Below are 20,036 nucleotides of genomic sequence, written 5' to 3' on the forward strand. Positions count from 1 at the left end.
CTTCTACGGCTTCAAATCCGAACAGGTCCGCGATACACTCTGTGGGCATCGGAGCATTCCTTTGGGAGTGAGACGGTCGTTGTTGCAAAACAACTTTCTCAGAACCCGCGCTCCGATGCACCTCTTCCTGTGAGATATCCGGGCTAGAGAACACAAGAGGCCATTGCCCATATTGGGAGTCTGGCGCGCGCTGCTGCAGTGTGGCGCGCGTGACGACACTCCTCTTTTTTTCGAACTGCCGCGCGCCACGGGCGGGAGAGCCGGTGCGCAAAAAGGCAGGACTTCTCAAAAATTTTTTGGGACTCAGAGGCCTCCGATGTTGATGCCATCGGCATTCATCCATCCCGTCCCACGGCGCCTTGGGACGGGTGGAGCGGGGGCTGAGGCTAGACGACGTCGTAGGTGATCTCGACCTCTGCGCCGAAGCAATGGCCCTGGCAGGTGAGGATCCAGTTGTTGGCGAGATCGTCGGTCGTATAGATGTCGTTCTTGGCCAGCACGACCTTGCCCTTGATGGTCTTGGCCGCGCACGAGGCGCAGAAGCCCTCCTCGCAGGACGACAACGGATTGAGCCCCGCGGCGCGTGCCGCCTCGAGGATGGTCTGGCCCTTCTTGTAGGGCACCTTGTGGACCTTGTTCTCGATGTGGATGGTGATCTCGCTCGGGATCACCTCGCCCTCTTCCTGCGGCGGGACGGGGACGGCGTCGTTGCCCGACGCTTCGAAGCGCTCGAGCAGCACCTTCTCCCGCGGCATGCCCGCATCGACGAGCGTGCGTTCGACGAGCGTCATGAACGGCCCCGGGCCGCAGAGATAGGCCTCGGCGTCCTCGAAGCCCTTGAGCGCGCCGTGGATCTCCTCCGGCCTGGTCAGGCCCTGCTCGGCGTCGAGGTGATGAATCACCTCCAGCCGGCTGGAATGGTCGGCCAGCAGCTCGAGCAGCTCCTTGTCGAAGATGATCGAGGGCCTGTCGCGGTTGGCATAGAACAGCCGGATCTTGCGCGCGCCCGAGCGCAGCGCCGACTTGATCAGCGACATCATCGGCGTGATGCCGCTGCCGCCGCCGAACAGCAGCAAGGGCGCATTGCCCTCCTTGAGCACGAAGCGGCCGGCCGGCGGCAGGACGTGCAGGGCATGGCCCTCGATCAGCTGGTCATTGAACCAGTTCGAGCCCTTGCCACCCTCGACTCGCTTGACCGTTACCTTGAGGTGCCGGCCGTCGGTCTCGGGCGCGCTCGACAGCGAGTAGCAGCGATTGAGGTCGCCCGCCTCGTGCGGCACCCGGAAGGTCAGGAATTGGCCGGCGCGGTACTTGAACCGATCCGCCAAATCCTCAGGTACTTCCAACACGAAAGACCGGGCATCCGGGGTCTCCTGGACGATCTTGGCAATGCGCAACTGATGGTAGGCCATAAGTAAATCCACGTTCACACGGCGTGCGGGTTTCCCCGAGGACTTGCGTACCGCTTTGTGGTACGTTTCCTGGGAAAATGAACACGGCGTCAGATTTTATCTGCCGCCCGTGAAAGAACGAAATTCAGCGGCCGGAGGCAAGACCCCATGACGACGCAAAAGATCTATCAGCTCCCCGTCGAGGTCACGAACTGGAAGTTCGACGGCGCGACCGAGATCGCCTTCAACTGGGAATACGAGGACGGCTCGGCCGATCTGCTGGGCCTCTACGAGAAGGGCAAGCAGCAGCAGTGGGACACCTCGACCCGCATCGACTGGAGCCAGGAGCTGTTCGAGGACAACCCGATGGGGATGGCCGACGAGTCGATCCCGATCTACGGCTCGCCGTTCTGGGAGAAGATGACCGAGAAGGAGAAGAGCTGGCTGCGGTTCAATCTCCAGTGCCATTCGATCTGCCAGTTCATGCACGGCGAGCAGGGCGCGCTGATCGCGACCGCCAAGATCGTCAACACCGTGCCGGACATGAACGCCAAGTTCTACGCCGCGACCCAGGTGATGGACGAGGCGCGCCACGTCGAGAGCTACAAGCGGCTGATCCACGAGAAGTTCAGGCAGGCCTATCCGATCACCGACTCGCTCAAGAACCTGCTCGAGCAGACGCTGAGCGACCGGCGCTGGGACATGACCTATCTCGGCATGCAGGTGCTGATCGAGGGCCTGGCGCTGGCCGCCTTCCAGCGCATCCGCGATTCGGCGAAGAACAATTTGGCCGCGGCGGTGAACGCCTACGTCATGCAGGACGAGGCGCGGCACGTCACCTTCGGCCGGATGGCGCTGCGCGAATACTACCCGCACCTCTCCGACGCCGAGCGCGCCGAGCGCGAGGAGTTCACGGTCGAGGCGCTCTACTTCATGCGCGACCGCTTCAACCAGGGCGAGGTCTGGATGCGCTCGGGCCTGCCGGTCGATAAGCTGATGGAATACGCCTACAACTCGGGCGCCATGCAGCAGTTCCGCTCGCGGCTGTTCACCCGCATCGTGCCGATCCTCAAGGAGATCGGCCTGTTCGGGCCGAAGGTGCAGAAGGCGCTGGGCGACATGGGCGTGATGGAATACGCCAAGATCGACGTCGAGCAGCTGATCGGCAACGACATGAAGGTCGCCGAGGATTTCGACGCCAAGAAGTTCGTCAAGAACGCGCTGGCCGCCGAATAGCGCGAGCTACCGGCAGCTCTCCACCTTGGGCGGCGCGTCGATGACGAGCGCCACCTTGGAGATGTCGACGCAGCGCGTGCCCAGCCACCCCTTCTCCTGCACCAGCAGGCCAAAGCGCGAGAAGGTCGTCGCCTGCTCCGCCGGCGTCGGCCGCGAGCGCGCCAGCAGCCAGGCCAGCGCATAGAGATTGCCGGTGGCGAAATCCGCCGCCGCCATGTCGAGATGCTGGCTCCACAGCTTGGCGTTCTTCTGCGCCGCCCCCGTCGGGTCGGCGAGGCCGGCCAGCCAGGCATGGGCGTTGGTGGCGAGCGCATAGGAGCCGCCCTGCTCGGCGATCAGGGCCTTCACCTTTTGCGCCATCGCGACATAGGGCTGGCCCTCGATTGTATTGCCGGGGCAACCGGGCACCCGGCACAGCGCGGCGAAGATGAGATACTCGGCGAGCGTATTCTCGACATTGCCGTTGTTGTATTGCCGCCAGGTGCGCGCCAGCGACCAGCCTTGGCGCAGCTCGGGACCCCAGGCCTTGTTGGCCAGCGGCGTATCGCGCTCGAACTCGCCGATCACCGCCTGCGCCGCCGCCTGCCATTCGGCCGGCGGCTGCACCTGCGCATGGACCGGCGCCGAGATCAGCAGCAGGACGGCGACGAGCCAGCCCATCAGTATCTCCGTGCGCGCCGCCGGTCGGCGCTTTCGTATTGCACCATGTCGTCGGCCCGCATCTCGATCGCGTCGCGCGGCAGCAGGCGGCGCTCCTGGGCGCGCGTCAGCACGCGGAAGTGCCTGACGTCGCACAGCGCGGCGCCGACTTCCCAGCAATCCTCCTCGCTGGTCACCCACATGTCGGTCGGGAAACGGCGCAGGTCGACCGGCAGCGAGTAGGTGCGCAGCGACTTGAGGCCGTCATTGTTGGCGTATTCGTGGAAGTACGACATCACGAGCTCGCGCGGAGAACGGTAGATCGGATCGCGCCAGCGTAGCCAGATGTGGTTGCTCTTGGAAATGGCACCCCAGAAGCTGCCGCGCTTGAACACGGTGATGACATGGTCCGAATCGCCCTTGGCGACAAGGTCGAGCACCAGCGGCGGCAGGCCCTGCAGCCACAATGCGCAGGCCGCGGTGAAGGCCGCCTCGATGCAATGCGCCCGGCGATGCCGCAGCACGCCGCGCACCGAGCGCAGGGTGTCGCCCTGCTCCTCGAAGTTGGCGCTGAGGCCGATGATGAACTGCTGGATGTCTTCCGGCGTGCGTAGGGCGCCGAGGGTGTCGCCCTCGTCGGGGGTCAGTCCTATTTGCGCGGGGGTCGGACGCTTGAGCCGCAATACGTCTCTCTCGGGGTTGGTGGAGCTGAGGGGGATCGAACCCCTGACCTCCTCATTGCGAACGAGGCGCTCTCCCAGCTGAGCTACAGCCCCCCACGTCCCGAGGATGCGCCGGATAGAGCCTGCAGCGCCGCCTGTCAAGCAAACGGCCATATGCTAGCGTGTTTCCGCCTTTTTAGGAGTGCAAACCCAGTGTCCAACGGCAAGAAGATGGTGAAAACCGATGCGGCTCCCGGCGCTCTCGGGCCCTATTCGCAGGCGATCGTGGCCGGCGGGATGGTCTATTGCGCGGGCCAGATCCCGCTCGATCCCGCCACGGGGCAGATCGTGAGCGGCGGCGTTGCGCCGCAGACCGAGCAGGTGCTGAAGAACCTGCGAGCCGTCCTGAAGGCCGCCGGCAGCGATCTCGACCGCGCCGTCAAGACCACGGTCTTCCTCAAGGACATGAACGACTTCGGCGCCATGAACGAAGTCTACGGCCGGCCCGAGTTCTTCGGCGCCGAGCCGCCCGCCCGCTCGACCGTCGAGGTCGCGCGCCTGCCGCGCGACGTCCGGGTCGAGATCGAAGTCGTGGCGCTCGCCTGAAGTGGATGTCGAGGCCAACATGATGACCGTGATCGGCTGGCTGATCGGGCTCAGCATGTTCGCCCTGATGGCGATCCTGGTCGTGCACGTGCTGTTCGCGCTGCTGCTGATCGTGCCGAGCTGGCGCATCTTCGAACGCGCCGGCTACTCGGGGCTGCTGTCGCTGTTCCATCTCGTGCCGGCGATCGGCCCGTTCATCGTCATGGCGATCCTGGCCTTCGGCGACTGGCCCACCGGCGAGGGCCGGCCCAAACAAGCAGGATCGTGATCATGGGCTTCGACGTCGCCGCCGTCCTCGGCCTGTTCGGCTTGACCAGCGCCTTCGCTCTGGTCGCGTTGGTGCTCGCCGGCTGGATGTGCTGGCGCATCGCCGAGAAGGCGGGCCTGCCCGGCTGGGCCGGCGCGGCTGCGATCCTGCTGACGCTGACCGGCATCGGCTCGCTGATCTCGCTGATCCTGCTCTGGGTGTTCGCCTTCATGCGCTGGCCGCGCGACAGCGTGGCGCTCGCCGGCGCCGCCCATGCGCCGATGCCATCCGGCATGGCGCCACCGGCGCCGACTGCCTTGCCGCCGCCCCCCAGGGTGCTGGCCGACCGGCGCGGCTGGATGCTGAGCGGCGGGGGCGTGACGCTGCGTTTCGATGACAGCCGGGCTGCCTACACCCTGACCGGCGTGGCCGCCGGCGGACCGGACGAGCTGGTGCTGGCCGATCCCTCGGTCGGCCAGCCGCATGCGCGGTTGCTCACCGCGGCGGGCCGCATCGGGTTGCAGGATCTCGGCAGTCCCGGCGGCACCTATATCGACGGCGCCCGCCTGCTGCCGGCCCACGGACCGCGCGATATCACCGCCGCGCGCACCCTGACGCTCGGCAACGTCGAGCTTGCCCTATCGCGAACCTAGGGTAGGGTGCCGCCCCATGAATCCCTTCATTTGGTTGATCGAGGCGCTGATCGAGCTGGTCACCTGGATCGTGATCGCGAGCGCCATCATGAGCTGGCTGGTTGCGTTTGGCGTGGTCAACATGCGCAACCAGTTCATCCGCACCATCGTCGAGACCCTGTACCGGCTGACCGAGCCGATGCTGCGGCCGATCCGCCGCATGCTGCCCAACCTGGGCGGCGTCGACATCTCGCCGGTCATCCTGCTGCTCGGCCTGTTCTTCGTGCGCGAGGCCCTGCGCTACTACATCTGGCCGTCCTTCTATTGAGCGATCCCGGATTCCTGAAACGCAGCGTCTCCGGCGTGACCGTGGACCTGCACGTGCAGCCGCGCGCCCGGCGGGCCGTGCTCGCGGCGGCCGACGGAGCGCTCAGGGCCCAGGTCATCGCGCCGCCCGAGGACGGCAAGGCCAACCAGGCGGTGATCGCGCTGCTGGCCGAGGCGTGGCGGCTGCCGAAATCGTCGTTCGACGTCATCAAGGGCCAGACCGCGCGGGCCAAGACCATCCGCGTCGCCGGCGCGCCCGAGGCGATCGTCGAGCGTGTCACCCATTGGATGCAGGTCCATGGCTGAGGCGAAGCTGATCGACGGCAAGGTCTTCGCCGCCGGCCTGCGTGCGCGCGTGGGCGCGGGTGTCGCGGAGCTTCATGCCGTCACCGGCATCAAGCCCGGCCTCGCCACCGTGCTGGTCGGCGACGATGCCGCGAGCCAGGTCTATGTGAAGAGCAAGGGCCGGGTCGCGGCCGAGCTCGGCATGGCGAGCTTCGACCATCGCCTGCCCGCGAGCACGACCGAGCTCGAGCTGCTGCAGCTCATCACCCGGCTCAACAAGGATCCGGCGGTGCACGGCATCCTGGTGCAGCTGCCGCTGCCCAAGCACATCGTCACCCCCGACATCCTGCTCGCGGTCGATCCCGACAAGGACGTCGACGGCTTCCATCCGATGAACGTCGGCCGGCTGGGCTCGATCGCATCCGGCGCGCCGCTCGATTTCCCGGTGCCCTGCACGCCGCTCGGCTGCTCGATGCTGCTGGCCGACGCGCTGGGCGCGCTTTCGGGCAGGCACGCCGTCGTGCTCGGCCGCTCGACGCTGGTCGGTCGGCCGGTGGCGCAGCTTCTGCTGAAGGCCGATTGCACGGTGACGATCGCGCATTCGCGCACCCGCGATCTGCCCGCGCTCTGCCGCACCGCCGACATCCTGGTGGTGGCGATCGGCAAGCCCGCGTTCGTGCGCGGCGACTGGATCAAGCCGGGTGCGGCGGTGATCGACGTCGGAATCAACCGCATCTCTGCGGGTGACAGCAAGACCAGACTGGTGGGTGACGTCGCCTTCGACGAAGCGCGCGCGGTCGCGGGCCATCTCACGCCCGTGCCGGGCGGCGTCGGCCCGATGACGGTGGCGTGCCTGATGTACAACACGCTGCAGGAAGCCCGCCGCCGCGCAGGTTTGCCCTTCACGGCGGTCTGATCATTGGACCGCGGGCTTCCAGCCCGCTCATCATTCATGAGCGCGCAGGATGCGCGCGGTCCAATGAGCTAGTTCCTCTGCATCCCCGCGACCAGCGCGCTGACGTTGTGGCGCATCATCGCCTCGTATGTCGCGGCCGGGCCGTCGGGCCTCGACAGCGCATCGCTATAGAGGCGCGGGCCGACCACGGCGCCCGAGTCGCGGGCGATCTCGGCGACCAGCGACGGATTGGTCATGTTCTCGACGAACACCGCCTTGACCTTCTGCTCGCGCACGTGGCGGATCAGGTTGGCGACGTCGCGCGCCGTCGGCTCGCTGTCGGTCGAGTAGCCGCGCGGCGCGCTGAAGCGCACGTCGTAGGCGCGCGCGAAATAGCGGAACGAGCTGTGGCCGGTGATCGCCTGCCGGCGGTCTTCGGGCACGCCGGCGATCTCGCGGCGGATCCAGTCGTCGAGCGCCGCCAGTCGTTGATCGTATTGCGCCGCGCGATCGCGGTAGGCGGCGGCGTTGGCGGGATCGGCCCTGGCGAGGCCTTGGGCGATGTTGGCGATGTAGCGCCGCGTGCAGGCGACGTCCTGCCAGCAATGCGGATCGGCCTCGGCCGGCGCGCCGGCGGAAGCGACGATGCGCGTGCCCTTGAAGCCCGCCGCGTCGGCCAGGCGATCGATCCAACCCTCGAAGCCCAGCCCATTGCTGACCAGCACCTTGGCCGTGGCGAGCGTGCGCGCGTCGGTGGGCCTGGGCTGGTAGGTGTGGGCGTCGCTGTCCGGCCCGACCAGCGTCGTGACCTCGACCGCCTCGCCGCCGACCTCGCGTACCAGATCGGCCAGGATTGAGAAGGTGGCGACGACCTTCAGCCGGGAGTCCGCCCAGGCGGGCGCGGCGGTCAGCAGAACGGCAAGCAACAAACAGGCGAAGCGCATTTGTTACAATGTAACATCCGCGCCGGCCTTGTCACCTGCGGCTAGAGAGTCTTGGCCAGCGCCGCCATCTGGTCGGTGGCGATGCCCCAGCCTTCATGGAAGCCCATCTTCTCGTGGGCCTCGCAGTCTTCCCGGGTCCAGTGCAGCGCACGGGCCGTGTAGAGGGTCTGGCCGCCCTGGGTCTCGAAGGTCAGCACGCCGGTGAAGAACGGCTTGGCCGACGGCTGCCAGGAGCTGGTGTAGGCGTCGGTGAAGACCAGCTTCTCGTTCGGGATCACCTCGAGATAGACGCCGCGGTTGGGCATCTCCTGGCCCTCGGGGCCCTTCATGACGACATAGCTCGAGCCGCCCGGCCGCACGTCGGTCTCGGCATGGATGGTCTTCCACGGCGGCGGCGTGAACCACTGCACCATCAGCTTCGGCTCGGTCCAGCAGCGCCATAGCCTCTCGCGCGGCGCGTCGATCAGCCGGGTGAGCACCAGCTCCTTGTCGGTCGTCATGGCAGCAACCTCGCTACACTTAACTATATGGTTAAGTATCTAGGATCGACTGACGCAGGTGTCAACCCGCCGCCAGGTGCAGCCCCAGGTCCAGCCCCAGGTCCAGCCCCAGGTCCAGCCATTGCGGGGTGTGGCCGGTGGCCTCGAAGAAGCGCAGCAGGTCGGCCAGCGCGATCGCCGTAGTCATGCTGTTGGTGAGCGGATGGGCGTTGACCGGGCCGCTTTCCTTCAGGCCTTCGTCGAGCACCAGGCGTACCGCGTGGCGGGTGTCGTTGACCACGGAGAAGGGCGTCACCGAGCCCGGCTCGACGCCGAGATAGCTGCGCAGCCGCTCGGGGCTGCCGAAGGAGAGGCGGCCGGCGCCCAGCCGCTCGCCCAGCTTCTTGAGGTCGATCGTGCGATGCTCCAGCGCCACCACCAGCCACATCGCCTCCTTCTTGTTGCGCAGGAAGAGGTTCTTGATGTGATGGCCGGGCAGCACGCCGCGATGCTGCTTGGACTCCTCGACGGTGAAGACGGGGACATGCTCCACGGTGCGATGGGCGAGGCCCAGCGCGTCGAGGCGGGCGAATAGTTGTTGCGGGCTCAGCATCGGGGCGGTCTACAGTGCCTTAATGAAGGGAATCGTCCTCAGCGGCGGCAGCGGCACGCGGCTTTACCCGATGACCCGGGCCGCCAACAAGCAGCTCCTGCCGGTCTACAACAAGCCGATGGTCTATTACCCGCTGACCACGCTGATGCTGGCGGGCTGCCGGGAGATCCTGCTGGTCGTCAATCCGCACGACGAGGAGTCCTATCGCCGCCTGTTCGGCGACGGCCGGCAGTGGGGGCTCGAGATCAGCTACGCCGTGCAGTCCCGGCCTGGCGGCATCGCCGAGGTCTTCCTGGTCGGCCGCGGGTTCGTCGGCTCGGACCGGGTCGGGCTGATCCTGGGCGACAACCTGTTCTACGGCGATTCGCTGCCGGCGGTGGCCGAGCGCGGCGCGAAGGGCAGCGGCGCGGTGATCTATGCCTACTGGGTGAGCGATCCCTCGGCCTATGGCGTGGTCGAGTTCGAGCGCGATGGCGAGACGCCGCGCGGCATCGTCGAGAAGCCCAAGGCACCGCGCTCCAACTGGGCGGTGACCGGCCTCTATTTCTACGACGCCGATGTTTGCGACGTCGCCGCGCAGATTCCGCGATCGGCGCGCGGCGAGCTCGAGATCACCGACGTCAACGCCTGGTACCTCAAGGAGCGGCGGCTGACCGTCGAGAAGCTCGGCCGCGGCTATGCCTGGCTCGACACCGGCACGCCGTCGAGCCTGCTCAGGGCGGCGCAGTTCGTCGAGACCGTCGAGGACCGCCAGGGCCTGCAGATCGGCAGCCCCGAGGAGGTCGCCTGGCGCAAGGGCTATATCGACGATGCCGGGCTGGAGCGCCTGATCGAGCCGATCGCCAGCAGCGAATACGGCAAATATCTGCAAAGGCTGTTGGAGCAGGGCTGATTGTCTGATGTCTGTCGGGCTTGCAAAGGCTCGGAAAACCCCCTATCACCACCGCCTTCCGGCAACCTACCCGGCCGGATACGGAGCGCGGGCGTAGCTCAGGGGTAGAGCACGACCTTGCCAAGGTCGGGGTCGAGGGTTCGAATCCCTTCGCCCGCTCCAATTTTCTTCCGGTCTTTGCCGCTTTCCCGGGCCGATGGCATAAGCCGTCGCTTGGAAGCCAAGCCGGACGCCCCCGATGAACGCATTCTGGAGCCAGATCGCCGGCGAGCTGTCGCCCTACGTGCCCGGCGAACAGCCGCGTATCGCCGATCTGGTGAAGCTCAACACCAATGAAAGCCCGTTCGGCCCGTCGCCGCTGGCGATCGAGGCGATGCGTGCCGCCGCGGCCGACACGCTGCGGCTCTATCCCGATCCCGAGGCGACCGAATTGCGCGGGGCCCTGGCCGACCATCACGGCGTGAGGCCCGAACAGGTGTTCGTCGGCAATGGCTCGGACGAAGTGCTCGCCCATGCTTTCGTCGGGTTGCTGAAGCAGCCGAGGCCGCTGCTGTATCCGGACGTCACCTACAGCTTCTATCCGGTTTGGGCTCGATTGTTCGGCCTCGCCTGCGAGACCGTGCCGCTGGACGGCCAGATGCGCCTCCGGATCGAGGACTATCGGCGCGAAGCCGGGTCGATCGTGATCGCCAACCCCAACGCGCCGACGGGGATCGCCCTGCCACGCGCGCTCATCGCCCAACTGCTCGAAGAGCATGCCGACATCCCGGTGCTGATCGACGAGGCCTATGTCGATTTCGGCGGCGAGAGCGCGGTTCCGCTGGTCGCCGACCATCCGAACCTGCTGGTCGTGCAGACGATGTCCAAGTCGCGCGCCCTGGCCGGGTTGCGCGTCGGCTATGCGATCGGCGATGCCGGTCTGATCGAGGCGCTGAGCCGCGTAAAGGACAGTTTCAACTCCTACCCGCTCGGCCGCATCGCGCTCGCGGGCGCGACGGCGTCCGTTCGCGACGATGCCTGGTTCCGCGAAAGCTGCGCCAAGGTCGTCGCGGGTCGTGAGGCGATGACGCGCGAGCTGGTCCGGCTGGGCCTGGTCGTTCTGCCGTCCAGCGCGAACTTCGTCTTCGCCCGGCGTCCGGAGCGCGACGGGGCGGCATTCGCGGCGGCGCTCCGCGAGCGTGCGGTGCTGGTCCGACACTTCGACAAGCCGCGCACGGCGCCGTATATGCGCATCACAGTCGGGTCGGCGGACGACATCCGACGGCTGGTCGCGGCGGTGGCGGATATTCTTGGGGGATGACGGGGGCATGAATCCCAAACTGCGCGAGCCCCTGGAGAGCTGGCGATCGATTCTCTGGCTGGCGGGGATCGCGATTGCCGCGCAGATCGTGTTCGGCGGCATGCGCCCGGTCGACGGCTCGGTCCTCGCGGCGCTGGCGCGCGACGGCTTCCGCGCCGAGCTGCCGGCCTTCGCGCAGTACCTGTTCGATTCGCCGCTCAAGATCGTTCTGCTGAAGGCGATCGGCCTCCAGTCGCCGACCCTGCTGGCCGGGCTGTTCCTGGTACTGTCGTTCCTGCCGTTCGCCGCTTCGTTCCTCGCCGCGGATGACGAGCGGCGGAAGTCTGCCTTCCTGCTCGCGGCGGCCTTGCCGCTGACCCGCATCTCCTTCGGCAGCCTCGGGGTGGGTGACGCCGTGATGTTCGCGGGCGCCATCGCCGTCGTCGCCAGCCGCTCGCGGCTGGTGCTGTTGGTCGCATCGTTCATTCTGGCTGGCTGGCATGTGCAGCAGGGCATCCTGCTGCTCGGGATCGTGGTCGTGCTCGGCTGGGTGACCGGCGAGCGGCGCGATCGCGCGAGCCTCGCCATGATCGTCGCGGGCGTGGCGCTGGGCATCGCCTTCTTCCTGCTGAGCCGCACCTGGCTCGCCTTTCCCTATCAGAGCCGGTTGGGCTTCCTGCTGGCGCATCTCGACCGCTTCCTGCTGCGCATCGTCTTCTACTGGCCGGCGGCGATCGCGGTCGCGCTGCCCGGCTTCCTGCTGCTGTGGCTGATTCGGGGCTTCCGATCGGTGTCGTGGTGGCTGTTCGCCGGCACGGCGGCGAGCTTCGTGGCGGCCAGCGTCACGTCGGATGTCAGCCGCGTGTTCTTCGTCCTGCACTGGCCGATGCTGCTGATGGTCCTGATGTCGAAACCGGACACGATTCGCTCAGTGCGCAGTCCGACGGTGATCGTGCCCGTGATGCTGCTGAGCGCCGTCGTGCCGTTGCTCACCTGGTCGGGCGTCGAGGTGTTCGATTGGAAGGCGCTGGCCCAGACCTTGCAGAAGTATGGCGGTCCGTCGGGCTGGGCGCAGCTGTTTCTCTCGCTGGCTGGGGCTTTCGACTAGTGGCGAGTTGCAGGCGCGCCGGCATCGGTCCAAATTAGCCCGAGCCTGAAATTTGGCCTGAGGGAGAGAACGCTGAAGATCATGATCATGGGCGCGTCCTACGGGTCGCTGCTCGCTTCCAAAGCGCTGTTCGGCGGCCACTCGGTGCACCTGATCTGCCTGCCGGCCGAAGCGGACCTGATCAATTCGGAGGGCTTCCGCGTGCGCATGCCGATCCGCGGCCGCAAGGACCCGGTCGAGATCGACTCGCGCAAGCTCCCGGGCAAGGTCACCGCCGGCGGCACCGACAGCGCCAACCCGGCCGACTTCGACCTGGTCGGGCTCGCCATGCAGGAGCCGCAGTACCGCTCGCCCGGCGTGCGCGAGCTGCTCGATGCCGTCGCCAAGTCGCGCAAACCCTGCATGTCGATCATGAACATGCCGCCGCTCGCCTACATGCGCCGGCTGCCCGGGCTCGATGCCGAGACGCTGAAGCCCGCCTACACCGATGCCAGCGTGTGGGACAATTTCGATCCCGAGCGCGTCACGCTGTGCAGCCCCGATCCGCAGGCGATCCGTCCGCCGGACGAGAAGGTCAACGTCCTGCAGGTCACGCTGCCGACCAACTTCAAGGTCGCCAAGTTCAAGGACGCCGCGGCCAACGCGCTGCTCGCCCAGCTCGAGAAGGACATCGACGCCGTCCGCTTCGACGCGCCCGAGGGCAACATCGAGCTGCCGGTGAAGCTCAGGGTCTACGACTCGCTGTTCGTGCCGCTCGCCAAGTGGGCGATGCTGCTGGCCGGCAACTACCGCTGCGTCACCAAGGACGGCATGCGCACGGCGCAGGAGGCGGTGCACAGCGACATCGAAACCTCGCGCTCGGTCTACAACTTCGTCTTCGACCTGTGCGTCAAGCTCGGCGCCAACCCGGCCGACCTCGTGCCGTTCGAGAAGTACGCCGCGGCGGCGCAGAGCCTGACGCGGCCCGCCTCGGCGGCGCGCGCGCTCAACAACGGCCTGCCCAACATCGAGCGCGCCGACAAGCTGGTGCAGCTGATCGCCAAGCAGAAGGGCCTCAACCACCCGGTGATCGACGCCGGCGTGGCGCTGGTCGATTCCCGCCTCGAGGCCAACCGCAAGAAGGCGGCGGCTTAGTGATCAGCGCTCGGCCAGGGCGAGCCGGGCGCCGAGCATCACGAACGCGGCGGCGAAGGTGCGGCGCATCCAGGCCAGCACCTTCGGCCGCGAGATGACGTGAGTCCTGATCGACGCGGCGAACAGGCCGTAGCCCACGAACACCACGAAGGTCAGCAGCATGAAGACGGCGCTCAGCTCCAGCATCAGGGGCAGGCCGTCGCTCGCGTCCGCCGGCACGAACTGCGGCAGGAAGGCGAAGAAGAAGATCGTGAGCTTGGGGTTCAGGATGTTGATCAGGATCGCATGCGCGATAACCTGCAGGGTGGAGCGCGCGTCGGTCTGCTTGTCGACGCCGAGCGCGCCCGATTCCTTGAGCGTCATCCAGGCCATCCAGAGCAGGTAGGCGACGCCGGCATATTTCAGCATCTGGAAGGCGATCGCGCTGGTGTGCAGCAGCGCCGCGAGGCCCAGGATCGCCGCCGCCATGTGCGGCACGATGCCGAGCGTGCAGCCGAACGCCGCGACGACGCTCGCCTTGCCGCCGCGCGCGAGGCCGGTCGCCAGCGTGTAGAGCACGCCGGTGCCCGGCGAGACGACGACGATCAGGGCGGTCAGCAGGAATTCCCAGCTCATGACGTTTTCCTCTCCTCCGGTGGCGGCTCCCAGCCGAAGACGCTGCGGCCATCATACTCGCGAGACGAGCCACGGCGGCACGCGGCCGCTGTGCAGCGGCGGGTCGGCGCTTTCGGATCGTCGGGCCATCGCGCCTTTAGCCGTCGAGTTAGGCCGATTCGAGGAGCAGCACGCTGCCCAGGCCGCCGTCGGCGCAGATGCTGACGATGGCGCGGCTACCTTTCGGCATCGCCGCCAGCTCCTTGACCGCCATGCTGATGATGCGTGCACCCGTCGCGCCGAAAGGATGGCCGAGCGCCGTGCTGCCGCCGTTGGGATTCATCCGCTCGCGCGGGAACGGCCCGAAGTCGCGCGGCACATGCGCCCGCTCGGCGAGGAACTCCCGGTCCTGCAGCGCCTTGAGATGGAAGGCGACCTGGGCCGCGAACGCCTCGTGGATCTCCCAGAGATGGACGTCCTCGTAGCGCAGGTCATGGCGCGCCAGCAGCCGAGGGATCGCGAAGGCGGGCGCCATCAGCAGGCCCTCGACGCGGAAGTCGACCGAGGCGATCTCCCAGTCGACCAGTTTTACCCGCGGTGTCGTCGAGGGAAGGCGCGCCATGCCCTTCGACGAGCCGACCCAGATCCCGGCGGCGCCGTCGGTCAGCGGCGAGGAGTTGCCGGCCGTGAGCGAGCCGTTACCGCTGGTGCGGTCGAACGTGGGCGGCAGCCTGGCGAGCTTCTCCAGCGAGGTGTCCTTGCGCGGGATGGTGTCGCGCTTTGTGCCGGCCACTTCGATCACGATGTCGTCGAAGAAGCCCTTGTCCCAGCCTGCCACCGCGTTGCGATGGCTCTGCAGCGCTATTTCGTCCTGCTCCGGCCGGCCGATCTGCCACTCCTTGGCAGTGATCTCGGTGTGCTCGCCCATGCTGAGGCCGGTGGTGCGGTTGGCGATCGCCGGGATGAACAGCCGGATGTCGCTGAGCTGCACGTGCGTCACCTGGTCGATCTTCTGGCCGAGCGAGCGCGCCGACTGGAACTTGCGCAGCCAGTCCGACAGCTTCTGCCCCAGCCCGATCTGGATGCGGCTCAGGCTGTCGACGCCGCCGACCAGCGCGAGATTGCAGGCATCGCCGTCGATCATGCCGGCGGCTTCGATACAGCCCATCATGCTGGTCGAGCAGGCCATCACGGTCGAGAAGGCGGGCGTCGTTGGATCGACGCCGGCATCCATCAGCACCTCGCGGCCGATGTTGCTCCACATCAGGCTCGGCACCACCGCGCCCCACACCGCGAGGTCGGGCTTGCCGCCGTTCAGCAGCCCCACCATGTGCCGCGCCACGGGCACCGACAGCTCGATGGCATCGAGCGCCTGCAGCGCGCCGTCGACCTTGGCGAAGGGCGTGCGCACGCCCGAGGCGAGCCAGACGTCGTTCGGTCTCGGCATCGGGTGTCTCTCTAGGCCGCTTGTTCGAGGGTCGAGGCTGTATCACGCGTCGTGACGCGGCGCAGGTCGCGCGCCTTGGTGGTGTCGAACGGCCGCGCGCGATGCATGGTGCAGCGGTTGTCCCAGATCACCAGGTCGCCCTCGCGCCATTTGTGGCCGTGCACGAACTGCGGCCTGGTCGCGTGCTCCATCAGGTCCATCAGCAGCAGCCGGCCGTCGGGCACCGGCATGCCCTCGATGTGCGAGGCGTGCGCGGCGAGATAGAGTGTCTTGCGATGCGAGCCGGGATGGGTGCGCACCAGGCGCTGCGGCACCGGCGGCAGGCTCGCCAGCTCTTCGTCCGTGTACTTCGAGCGGTTGACGTCGAGCTGACCGCGCGAATGCCAGATCGAATGGATGGCGATCAGGCCTTCGAGCTGCTTCTTCGTGCCGTCGGGCAGCGCATCGTAGGCCGCGCGCATGTCGGCGAACTCGGTATCGCCGCCTTCATCCGGAATGACGTGGGCATAGAGCAGCGACAGCGCGCCGGGGATGGCGCGGAACGAGGCGTCGGTATGCCACAGCCGGTTGGCCAGCCAGTCGAGCCGGCGCTTGGCGTTGGCGTCGAGGATGTTGCCGTCGCCGTCGAGGTTGGAGATGTCGGCGAGCTCGGTGCGCTCCAGGCGGTGTTTGATGCCGGTGTGCCGCGCGCGCTGGGCGGAGGAATGGATCGGCCCGAAATGGGCCGAGAAATCGATCTGCTGGGCGTCGGTGAGCGTCTGGCCGCGAAAGACCACGACCGCGTAGCGGTTGATTGCATCCGCGACGGCGTCGCGGTCGTTGGGCTGCAGCGGCCGCGCGAGATCGATGCCGGAGATCTCGGCGACGAAGGACGGGGTGATGGGCGCAACCGTGATGCTCACCGGAGCCTCCTGCGGCTATAGTGCGGCGACCATTTTCTCCCAGGAAACGCCATGCCGCAAACCATCAAGCTCGCCCTGCTCGACGATTACCAGAAGGTCGCCCTGCGCATGGCGGATTGGGACCGCCTGAAGAAGCGCGGCATCGAGATCACCGTGTTCCACGAGGCCTTCAAGTCGGTCGACGAGGCGGCGCAGAAGCTCGCGCCCTTCGAAATCCTCGGCCTGCTGCGCGAGCGCACGGCCTTCCCGCGCGCCCTGATCGAGAAGCTGCCGAACCTCAAGTTCATGGTGCTGACCGGCGCGCGTGCCGCCAGCCTCGACGACAAGGCGGCGGCGGAGCGCGGCATCCCGATCTCGACCACGCCGGGCGGAGGCTCCAACGCGGCGACGGCCGAGCTCGGCTGGGCCCTGCTGATGATGTGTGCCCGCGACCTCGGCAAGGCCGAGCGGCTGGCGCGCACCGGCAAGTGGCACGACGGTATCGAGCAGGCGATCGTGCTCGAGGGCAAGCGGCTCGGCATCCTGGGTCTCGGCAAGCTCGGCAGCCGAGCCGCGCACTACGGCAAGGCCTTCGGCATGGAGGTCGTCGCCTGGAGCCAGAACCTCACACCCGAGAAGGCCGCGGCCGGCGGCGCCAAGTATGTCAGCAAGGACGAGCTGCTTTCGACCTCGGACTTCGTGTCGATCCATCTCGCTCTGTCGGATCGCACGCGCGGCCTGATTGGCGCGGCCGATCTCGCCAAGATGAAGAAGACCGCGATCCTGGTGAACACCTCACGCGGTCCGATCGTCGACGAGGCGGCGCTGATCGCGGCGCTCGAGAACCGCACGATCCTGCATGCCGGCCTCGACGTCTACGACAAGGAGCCGCTCTCGGCCGACCATCCCTTCACCAAGCTCGACAACGTCACCCTGATCCCGCACCTCGGCTACGTGGTCGAGGACAGCTACCGGCATTTCTACAAGGGCACGATCGAGGACATCGAGGCCTGGCTGGACGGCAAGCCGATCAACGTCCTCAACCCGGACGCGCTCAAGAAGTAGGTCAGCGGTTCTGTCATCCCGAGCGCAGCGAGGGATCCTTCCGGGCCAGAAAGATCCCTCGCTTCGCTCGGGATGACAAATTTTAGATTTGGATGTCGATTCCGGGCGCTCTCGAACGTCAATCGGAGAGCCCTCAAGGGAGGTCGACATGGCGGCCTATTTGCTCATCCTGCATCGCGACCGTAACCGGCCGGCGCTTTCGCCGGCGGAAATGGCTGAGATCGTGCGGCGCTATGCCGAGTGGGGCGATGCCTTGCGCGCCAGGGGAAAGCTCATCAGCAGCGAGAAGCTCGCTCCCGGCGGCCATTGTATCCGCCGGCAGGAAGGCGCGCTGCTCGTCACCGACGGGCCGTATGCCGAGACCCGCGACGTGATCGGCGGCTACTATGTGTTCGAGGCTGAGGACGAGGCCGAGGCGTTGGCCATCGCCAAGTCGAGTCCCCACCTCTGGAGTACCAACTGGATCGAGCTGCGCGCCGTCGACCGTGACGCAGTGGCCGAGGCGAGAGCCCGCGTGGAAGAGATGTCGATTCCCGCCGGTGCCGAACGTCGTTGAGGTGGCAGGCAACTGCCACAAACCGAAGGAGATCGACATGGCTCAATTCATGGCATTGTTGCACCAGGCCCCCAACGACAACGTCGACCTGCCGCGCGAGAAGATGCTGGAGATGACCAAGCGCTACATGGCTTGGGCGGACAGCATGCGTCAGCGCGGCAAGCTGGTGGGCGGCGAGAAGCTCGCGGCGCATGGCGGCCGCCAGTTCCGGGTCAAGGACGGCAAGACCGTCGTCAGCGACGGCCCTTATGCAGAGGCCAAGGACGTGGTCGGCGGTTATTTCGTGATCGAGGCCAAGGACCTGGCCGAGGCCGAGGCGCTGCTCCTCGACTGCCCGCACTTCACCCTGTCGCCGACCAACTGGGCCGAGCTGCGGCCGATCGACGACATGAGCCAGGCGCGCGCCGCGGCGGGCTGATGGATCGCACCGTCCACCGGCTCGTCGATTCGCTCGCCCGCGATTCGACGAGCCGGCTGGTCGCCGCCCTGGCGCGGCGGTTGGGCGCCGGCCGCATCGCCGTCGCCGAGGACGCCGTCCAGCACGCCCTGATGCAGGCGCTGTCGCTCTGGCCGTTCAAGGGAGTGCCCGACCGGCCCGAGGCCTGGCTGGCGACCGTCGCCCGCAACCGCGCGCTCGATCTGTTGCGCAGCGAGCAGCGCAGCCTGGCGCTCGCCGAGGAGCTGGTGCCGCTGGCGGCGGCGGCCGATGCCGGCGAAGGCCGATTCGACAGGGAGCTGAACGACGACGAGCTGGCGCTGCTGTTCGCCGTCTGCCATCCGGTGCTGTCGCCGGAGATGCGCGTCACCTTCGCGCTCAAGACGGTGTGCGGCCTGACCGTGCCGCAGATCGCCGCCGGCCTGTTGTCCGAGCCGACCGCGATCGCGCAGCGCCTGGTCCGCGCGCGTCGCCAGCTCGAGACGGCCAACGTCGCCATCGAGACGCCGCCGCCCGATGCACTGCCCGAGCGCGCCGAGTCGGTGCGCACCGCGCTCTACCTGATGTTCAACGAAGGCTACTCGGCATCGTCCGGCGAGGCGCTGGTGCATCCTGAGTTCTGTGTCGAAGCGGTGCGGCTGGCGCGCGCGCTGGCCGCGCATCCGATGACTGCCGGCCCTGCGAGCGACGCGCTGGCAGCGTTGCTGGCGCTGACAGCGGCGCGCCTGCCGACCCGGGTCGGGCCGGACGGCGTGGCGCAACTGCTGGAAGACCAGCCGCGCGATCAATGGGACCAGAACCTGATCGCGCTCGGGCTTGTTCAACTTGGACAATCGGCGCGCGGCGAGGAACTCACGGTCTGGCATCTGCGCGCGGAGATCGCCTTGCTGCATTCGACGGCGCCCAGCGCCGACGAGACCGACTGGCCGCGCATTGCGGCGATCTACGATCAACTGATCGCGATCGATCCGTCCCCCATGGTGGCGCTCGCCCGTGCGGTTGCGATCGGTCGTGCGAAAGGTGCAGCGGTGGGCTTGGCGGCGCTGCCGGAGATGTCGGGCAACCCCTACGCCGAAGCGGCGCGCGGCGTGTTCCTGTCGGAGGTGGGCCGCTCGGCCGAGGCGCGTGGCTATTTCGAGAAGGCTTTGGCGCTCGCGCGTACCGAGCCCGAGCGCCGGCTGATGGAGCGGCGATTGCGGTCCTGAAGAGCGACCTTCGAGGCCGATTCAGAACTCCTCGCGAAATTTGTTTTTCGGGCCGACGTAAATTTTCCACCGGCCGAGCCTCGATTTCCGGGGAGATCTCGGGCGCGAGCCCCAAAGACAACGAATTCGGCGCGTGCGCCGACTGCATTACGGGCAATGGACGGCGATTCGAAGCAGCAAACAGGGGCTTTTTTCCTCGGCCATTGCCCATAATAGGTGTTCGGTGCGCGATGGCGCAGTGTGGCGCGTATGATGATCATTGCGCTGAGCCTGCTGTCGCTCTTGTGTCTCCAATGCCGCTCCGAAACCCTGGAAAGGTGTTTTTTCGGGGGCCCCCGGGGTCGGTGGATTCGTGGACTCCGGGGCGAAAATGCCGATGCCATCGGCATCGAACCGGTCCACGGTGGTGTGGATTCTTGCGGACTTTCGTGGACTCCCGGCAGGGACGATTCGAGCTCCGGTCGAGACGAGCGGAGCTCGACC

At 67.2% G+C, this 20,036-nt stretch carries 24 protein-coding genes and 2 tRNA genes; 16 read left to right on the plus strand and 10 right to left on the minus strand.

The features are described from left to right. Positions 1-386 precede the first annotated feature (386 nt). Positions 387-1,412: a ferredoxin--NADP reductase gene (locus J0J01_RS30635; RefSeq protein WP_296387431.1), complete on the minus strand. Its 1,026-nt coding sequence runs from the start codon at positions 1,410-1,412 to the stop codon at positions 387-389. A gap of 147 nt (positions 1,413-1,559) precedes the next feature. On the opposite strand from J0J01_RS30635, the gene J0J01_RS30640 reads away from it, so the two are divergent. Beyond that, the gene (locus tag J0J01_RS30640) at positions 1,560-2,627 is read left to right on the plus strand and encodes a ferritin-like domain-containing protein (RefSeq protein WP_296387432.1); all 1,068 of its coding nucleotides are present in this window, start codon (positions 1,560-1,562) and stop codon (positions 2,625-2,627) included. 6 nt (positions 2,628-2,633) lie between these two features. Here J0J01_RS30640 and J0J01_RS30645 read toward each other — a convergent pair whose 3' ends face one another. The 3 genes from J0J01_RS30645 to J0J01_RS30655 all read right to left on the minus strand — a co-directional run bounded on the left by J0J01_RS30645 (position 2,634) and on the right by J0J01_RS30655 (position 4,042). Further along, the gene (locus tag J0J01_RS30645; RefSeq protein WP_296387433.1) at positions 2,634-3,287 is read right to left on the minus strand and encodes a hypothetical protein; all 654 of its coding nucleotides are present in this window, start codon (positions 3,285-3,287) and stop codon (positions 2,634-2,636) included. After that, positions 3,287-3,949, minus strand: coding sequence for a hypothetical protein (locus J0J01_RS30650; protein ID WP_296387434.1), 663 nt, complete (start codon positions 3,947-3,949; stop codon positions 3,287-3,289). The genes J0J01_RS30645 and J0J01_RS30650 overlap by 1 nt, the downstream gene beginning before the upstream one ends. A gap of 17 nt (positions 3,950-3,966) precedes the next feature. Next, positions 3,967-4,042 (minus strand) — tRNA-Ala (locus J0J01_RS30655). A 99-nt stretch (positions 4,043-4,141) separates the two neighbouring features. On the opposite strand from J0J01_RS30655, the gene J0J01_RS30660 reads away from it, so the two are divergent. From J0J01_RS30660 to folD, 6 genes are read left to right on the plus strand one after another with little or no spacing between them, the layout of a single operon-like run. Further along, a complete protein-coding gene (locus tag J0J01_RS30660) occupies positions 4,142-4,534 on the plus strand; it encodes a RidA family protein (protein ID WP_296387435.1) in 393 nt (130 codons plus the stop codon). A gap of 19 nt (positions 4,535-4,553) precedes the next feature. Further along, complete coding sequence (locus J0J01_RS30665) at positions 4,554-4,802, plus strand: hypothetical protein (RefSeq protein WP_296387436.1); 249 nt, start codon at positions 4,554-4,556, stop codon at positions 4,800-4,802. 2 nt (positions 4,803-4,804) lie between these two features. Continuing rightward, positions 4,805-5,434: an FHA domain-containing protein gene (locus tag J0J01_RS30670; protein ID WP_296387437.1), complete on the plus strand. Its 630-nt coding sequence runs from the start codon at positions 4,805-4,807 to the stop codon at positions 5,432-5,434. Between the two features lie 16 nt (positions 5,435-5,450). Beyond that, positions 5,451-5,741 (plus strand): YggT family protein, encoded by a 291-nt coding sequence (locus J0J01_RS30675; RefSeq protein ID WP_296387438.1) that lies wholly within the window; start codon positions 5,451-5,453, stop codon positions 5,739-5,741. Positions 5,742-5,776: 35 nt separating this feature from the next. After that, a complete protein-coding gene (locus J0J01_RS30680; protein WP_296387439.1) occupies positions 5,777-6,046 on the plus strand; it encodes a DUF167 domain-containing protein in 270 nt (89 codons plus the stop codon). Next, a complete protein-coding gene (gene folD, locus J0J01_RS30685) occupies positions 6,039-6,941 on the plus strand; it encodes a bifunctional methylenetetrahydrofolate dehydrogenase/methenyltetrahydrofolate cyclohydrolase FolD (protein WP_296387440.1) in 903 nt (300 codons plus the stop codon). The genes J0J01_RS30680 and folD overlap by 8 nt, the downstream gene beginning before the upstream one ends. Positions 6,942-7,009: 68 nt before the next feature. Here folD and J0J01_RS30690 read toward each other — a convergent pair whose 3' ends face one another. The 3 genes from J0J01_RS30690 to J0J01_RS30700 all read right to left on the minus strand — a co-directional run bounded on the left by J0J01_RS30690 (position 7,010) and on the right by J0J01_RS30700 (position 8,956). Beyond that, complete coding sequence (locus J0J01_RS30690; RefSeq protein ID WP_296387441.1) at positions 7,010-7,864, minus strand: zinc ABC transporter substrate-binding protein; 855 nt, start codon at positions 7,862-7,864, stop codon at positions 7,010-7,012. 41 nt (positions 7,865-7,905) lie between these two features. Beyond that, on the minus strand, positions 7,906-8,364 hold the full coding sequence (locus J0J01_RS30695) for an SRPBCC family protein (RefSeq protein WP_296387442.1): 459 nt from the start codon (positions 8,362-8,364) through the stop codon (positions 7,906-7,908). A gap of 61 nt (positions 8,365-8,425) precedes the next feature. Then, the gene (locus tag J0J01_RS30700; RefSeq protein ID WP_296387443.1) at positions 8,426-8,956 is read right to left on the minus strand and encodes a prolyl-tRNA synthetase associated domain-containing protein; all 531 of its coding nucleotides are present in this window, start codon (positions 8,954-8,956) and stop codon (positions 8,426-8,428) included. Between the two features lie 22 nt (positions 8,957-8,978). Here J0J01_RS30700 and rfbA point away from each other — a divergent pair, with 22 nt between their 5' ends. The 5 genes from rfbA (at position 8,979) to J0J01_RS30725 (ending at position 13,369) form a co-directional block, all read left to right on the plus strand. Further along, positions 8,979-9,848, plus strand: a complete 870-nt coding sequence (gene rfbA / locus J0J01_RS30705) for a glucose-1-phosphate thymidylyltransferase RfbA (protein WP_296387444.1) — start codon at positions 8,979-8,981, stop codon at positions 9,846-9,848. Between the two features lie 87 nt (positions 9,849-9,935). Next, positions 9,936-10,010: transfer RNA gene (locus tag J0J01_RS30710), tRNA-Gly, on the plus strand. Between the two features lie 76 nt (positions 10,011-10,086). Continuing rightward, on the plus strand, positions 10,087-11,148 hold the full coding sequence (hisC, locus tag J0J01_RS30715) for a histidinol-phosphate transaminase (protein WP_296387445.1): 1,062 nt from the start codon (positions 10,087-10,089) through the stop codon (positions 11,146-11,148). 7 nt (positions 11,149-11,155) lie between these two features. After that, complete coding sequence (locus J0J01_RS30720; RefSeq protein ID WP_296387446.1) at positions 11,156-12,235, plus strand: hypothetical protein; 1,080 nt, start codon at positions 11,156-11,158, stop codon at positions 12,233-12,235. 81 nt (positions 12,236-12,316) lie between these two features. Beyond that, entirely contained in the window at positions 12,317-13,369 is a 1,053-nt protein-coding gene (locus tag J0J01_RS30725; protein ID WP_296387447.1) for a hypothetical protein, read from the plus strand. Positions 13,370-13,372: 3 nt separating this feature from the next. Here the strand turns inward: J0J01_RS30725 and J0J01_RS30730 are convergent, their stop codons facing one another. The 3 genes from J0J01_RS30730 to J0J01_RS30740 all read right to left on the minus strand — a co-directional run bounded on the left by J0J01_RS30730 (position 13,373) and on the right by J0J01_RS30740 (position 16,312). After that, the gene (locus tag J0J01_RS30730; RefSeq protein WP_296387448.1) at positions 13,373-13,984 is read right to left on the minus strand and encodes a LysE family translocator; all 612 of its coding nucleotides are present in this window, start codon (positions 13,982-13,984) and stop codon (positions 13,373-13,375) included. A gap of 148 nt (positions 13,985-14,132) precedes the next feature. Next, complete coding sequence (locus J0J01_RS30735; RefSeq protein WP_296387449.1) at positions 14,133-15,410, minus strand: acetyl-CoA C-acyltransferase; 1,278 nt, start codon at positions 15,408-15,410, stop codon at positions 14,133-14,135. A gap of 11 nt (positions 15,411-15,421) precedes the next feature. Further along, complete coding sequence (locus J0J01_RS30740) at positions 15,422-16,312, minus strand: TauD/TfdA family dioxygenase (RefSeq protein ID WP_296387450.1); 891 nt, start codon at positions 16,310-16,312, stop codon at positions 15,422-15,424. A 51-nt stretch (positions 16,313-16,363) separates the two neighbouring features. Between J0J01_RS30740 and J0J01_RS30745 the strand changes: the two genes are divergently transcribed. From J0J01_RS30745 to J0J01_RS30760, 4 genes are all read left to right on the plus strand, one after another. Continuing rightward, on the plus strand, positions 16,364-17,356 hold the full coding sequence (locus J0J01_RS30745) for a D-2-hydroxyacid dehydrogenase family protein (protein ID WP_296387451.1): 993 nt from the start codon (positions 16,364-16,366) through the stop codon (positions 17,354-17,356). Positions 17,357-17,504: 148 nt separating this feature from the next. Then, positions 17,505-17,912 (plus strand): YciI family protein, encoded by a 408-nt coding sequence (locus J0J01_RS30750; protein WP_296387452.1) that lies wholly within the window; start codon positions 17,505-17,507, stop codon positions 17,910-17,912. Between the two features lie 37 nt (positions 17,913-17,949). Continuing rightward, positions 17,950-18,330: a YciI family protein gene (locus tag J0J01_RS30755; RefSeq protein WP_296387453.1), complete on the plus strand. Its 381-nt coding sequence runs from the start codon at positions 17,950-17,952 to the stop codon at positions 18,328-18,330. Further along, positions 18,330-19,553 (plus strand): DUF6596 domain-containing protein, encoded by a 1,224-nt coding sequence (locus tag J0J01_RS30760; RefSeq protein WP_296387454.1) that lies wholly within the window; start codon positions 18,330-18,332, stop codon positions 19,551-19,553. Before J0J01_RS30755 ends, J0J01_RS30760 begins: the two co-directional genes overlap by 1 nt. Positions 19,554-20,036 lie beyond the last annotated feature (483 nt).

Source organism: Reyranella sp. (assembly GCF_017305915.1).
In the GTDB taxonomy this organism is placed as follows: domain Bacteria; phylum Pseudomonadota; class Alphaproteobacteria; order Reyranellales; family Reyranellaceae; genus Reyranella.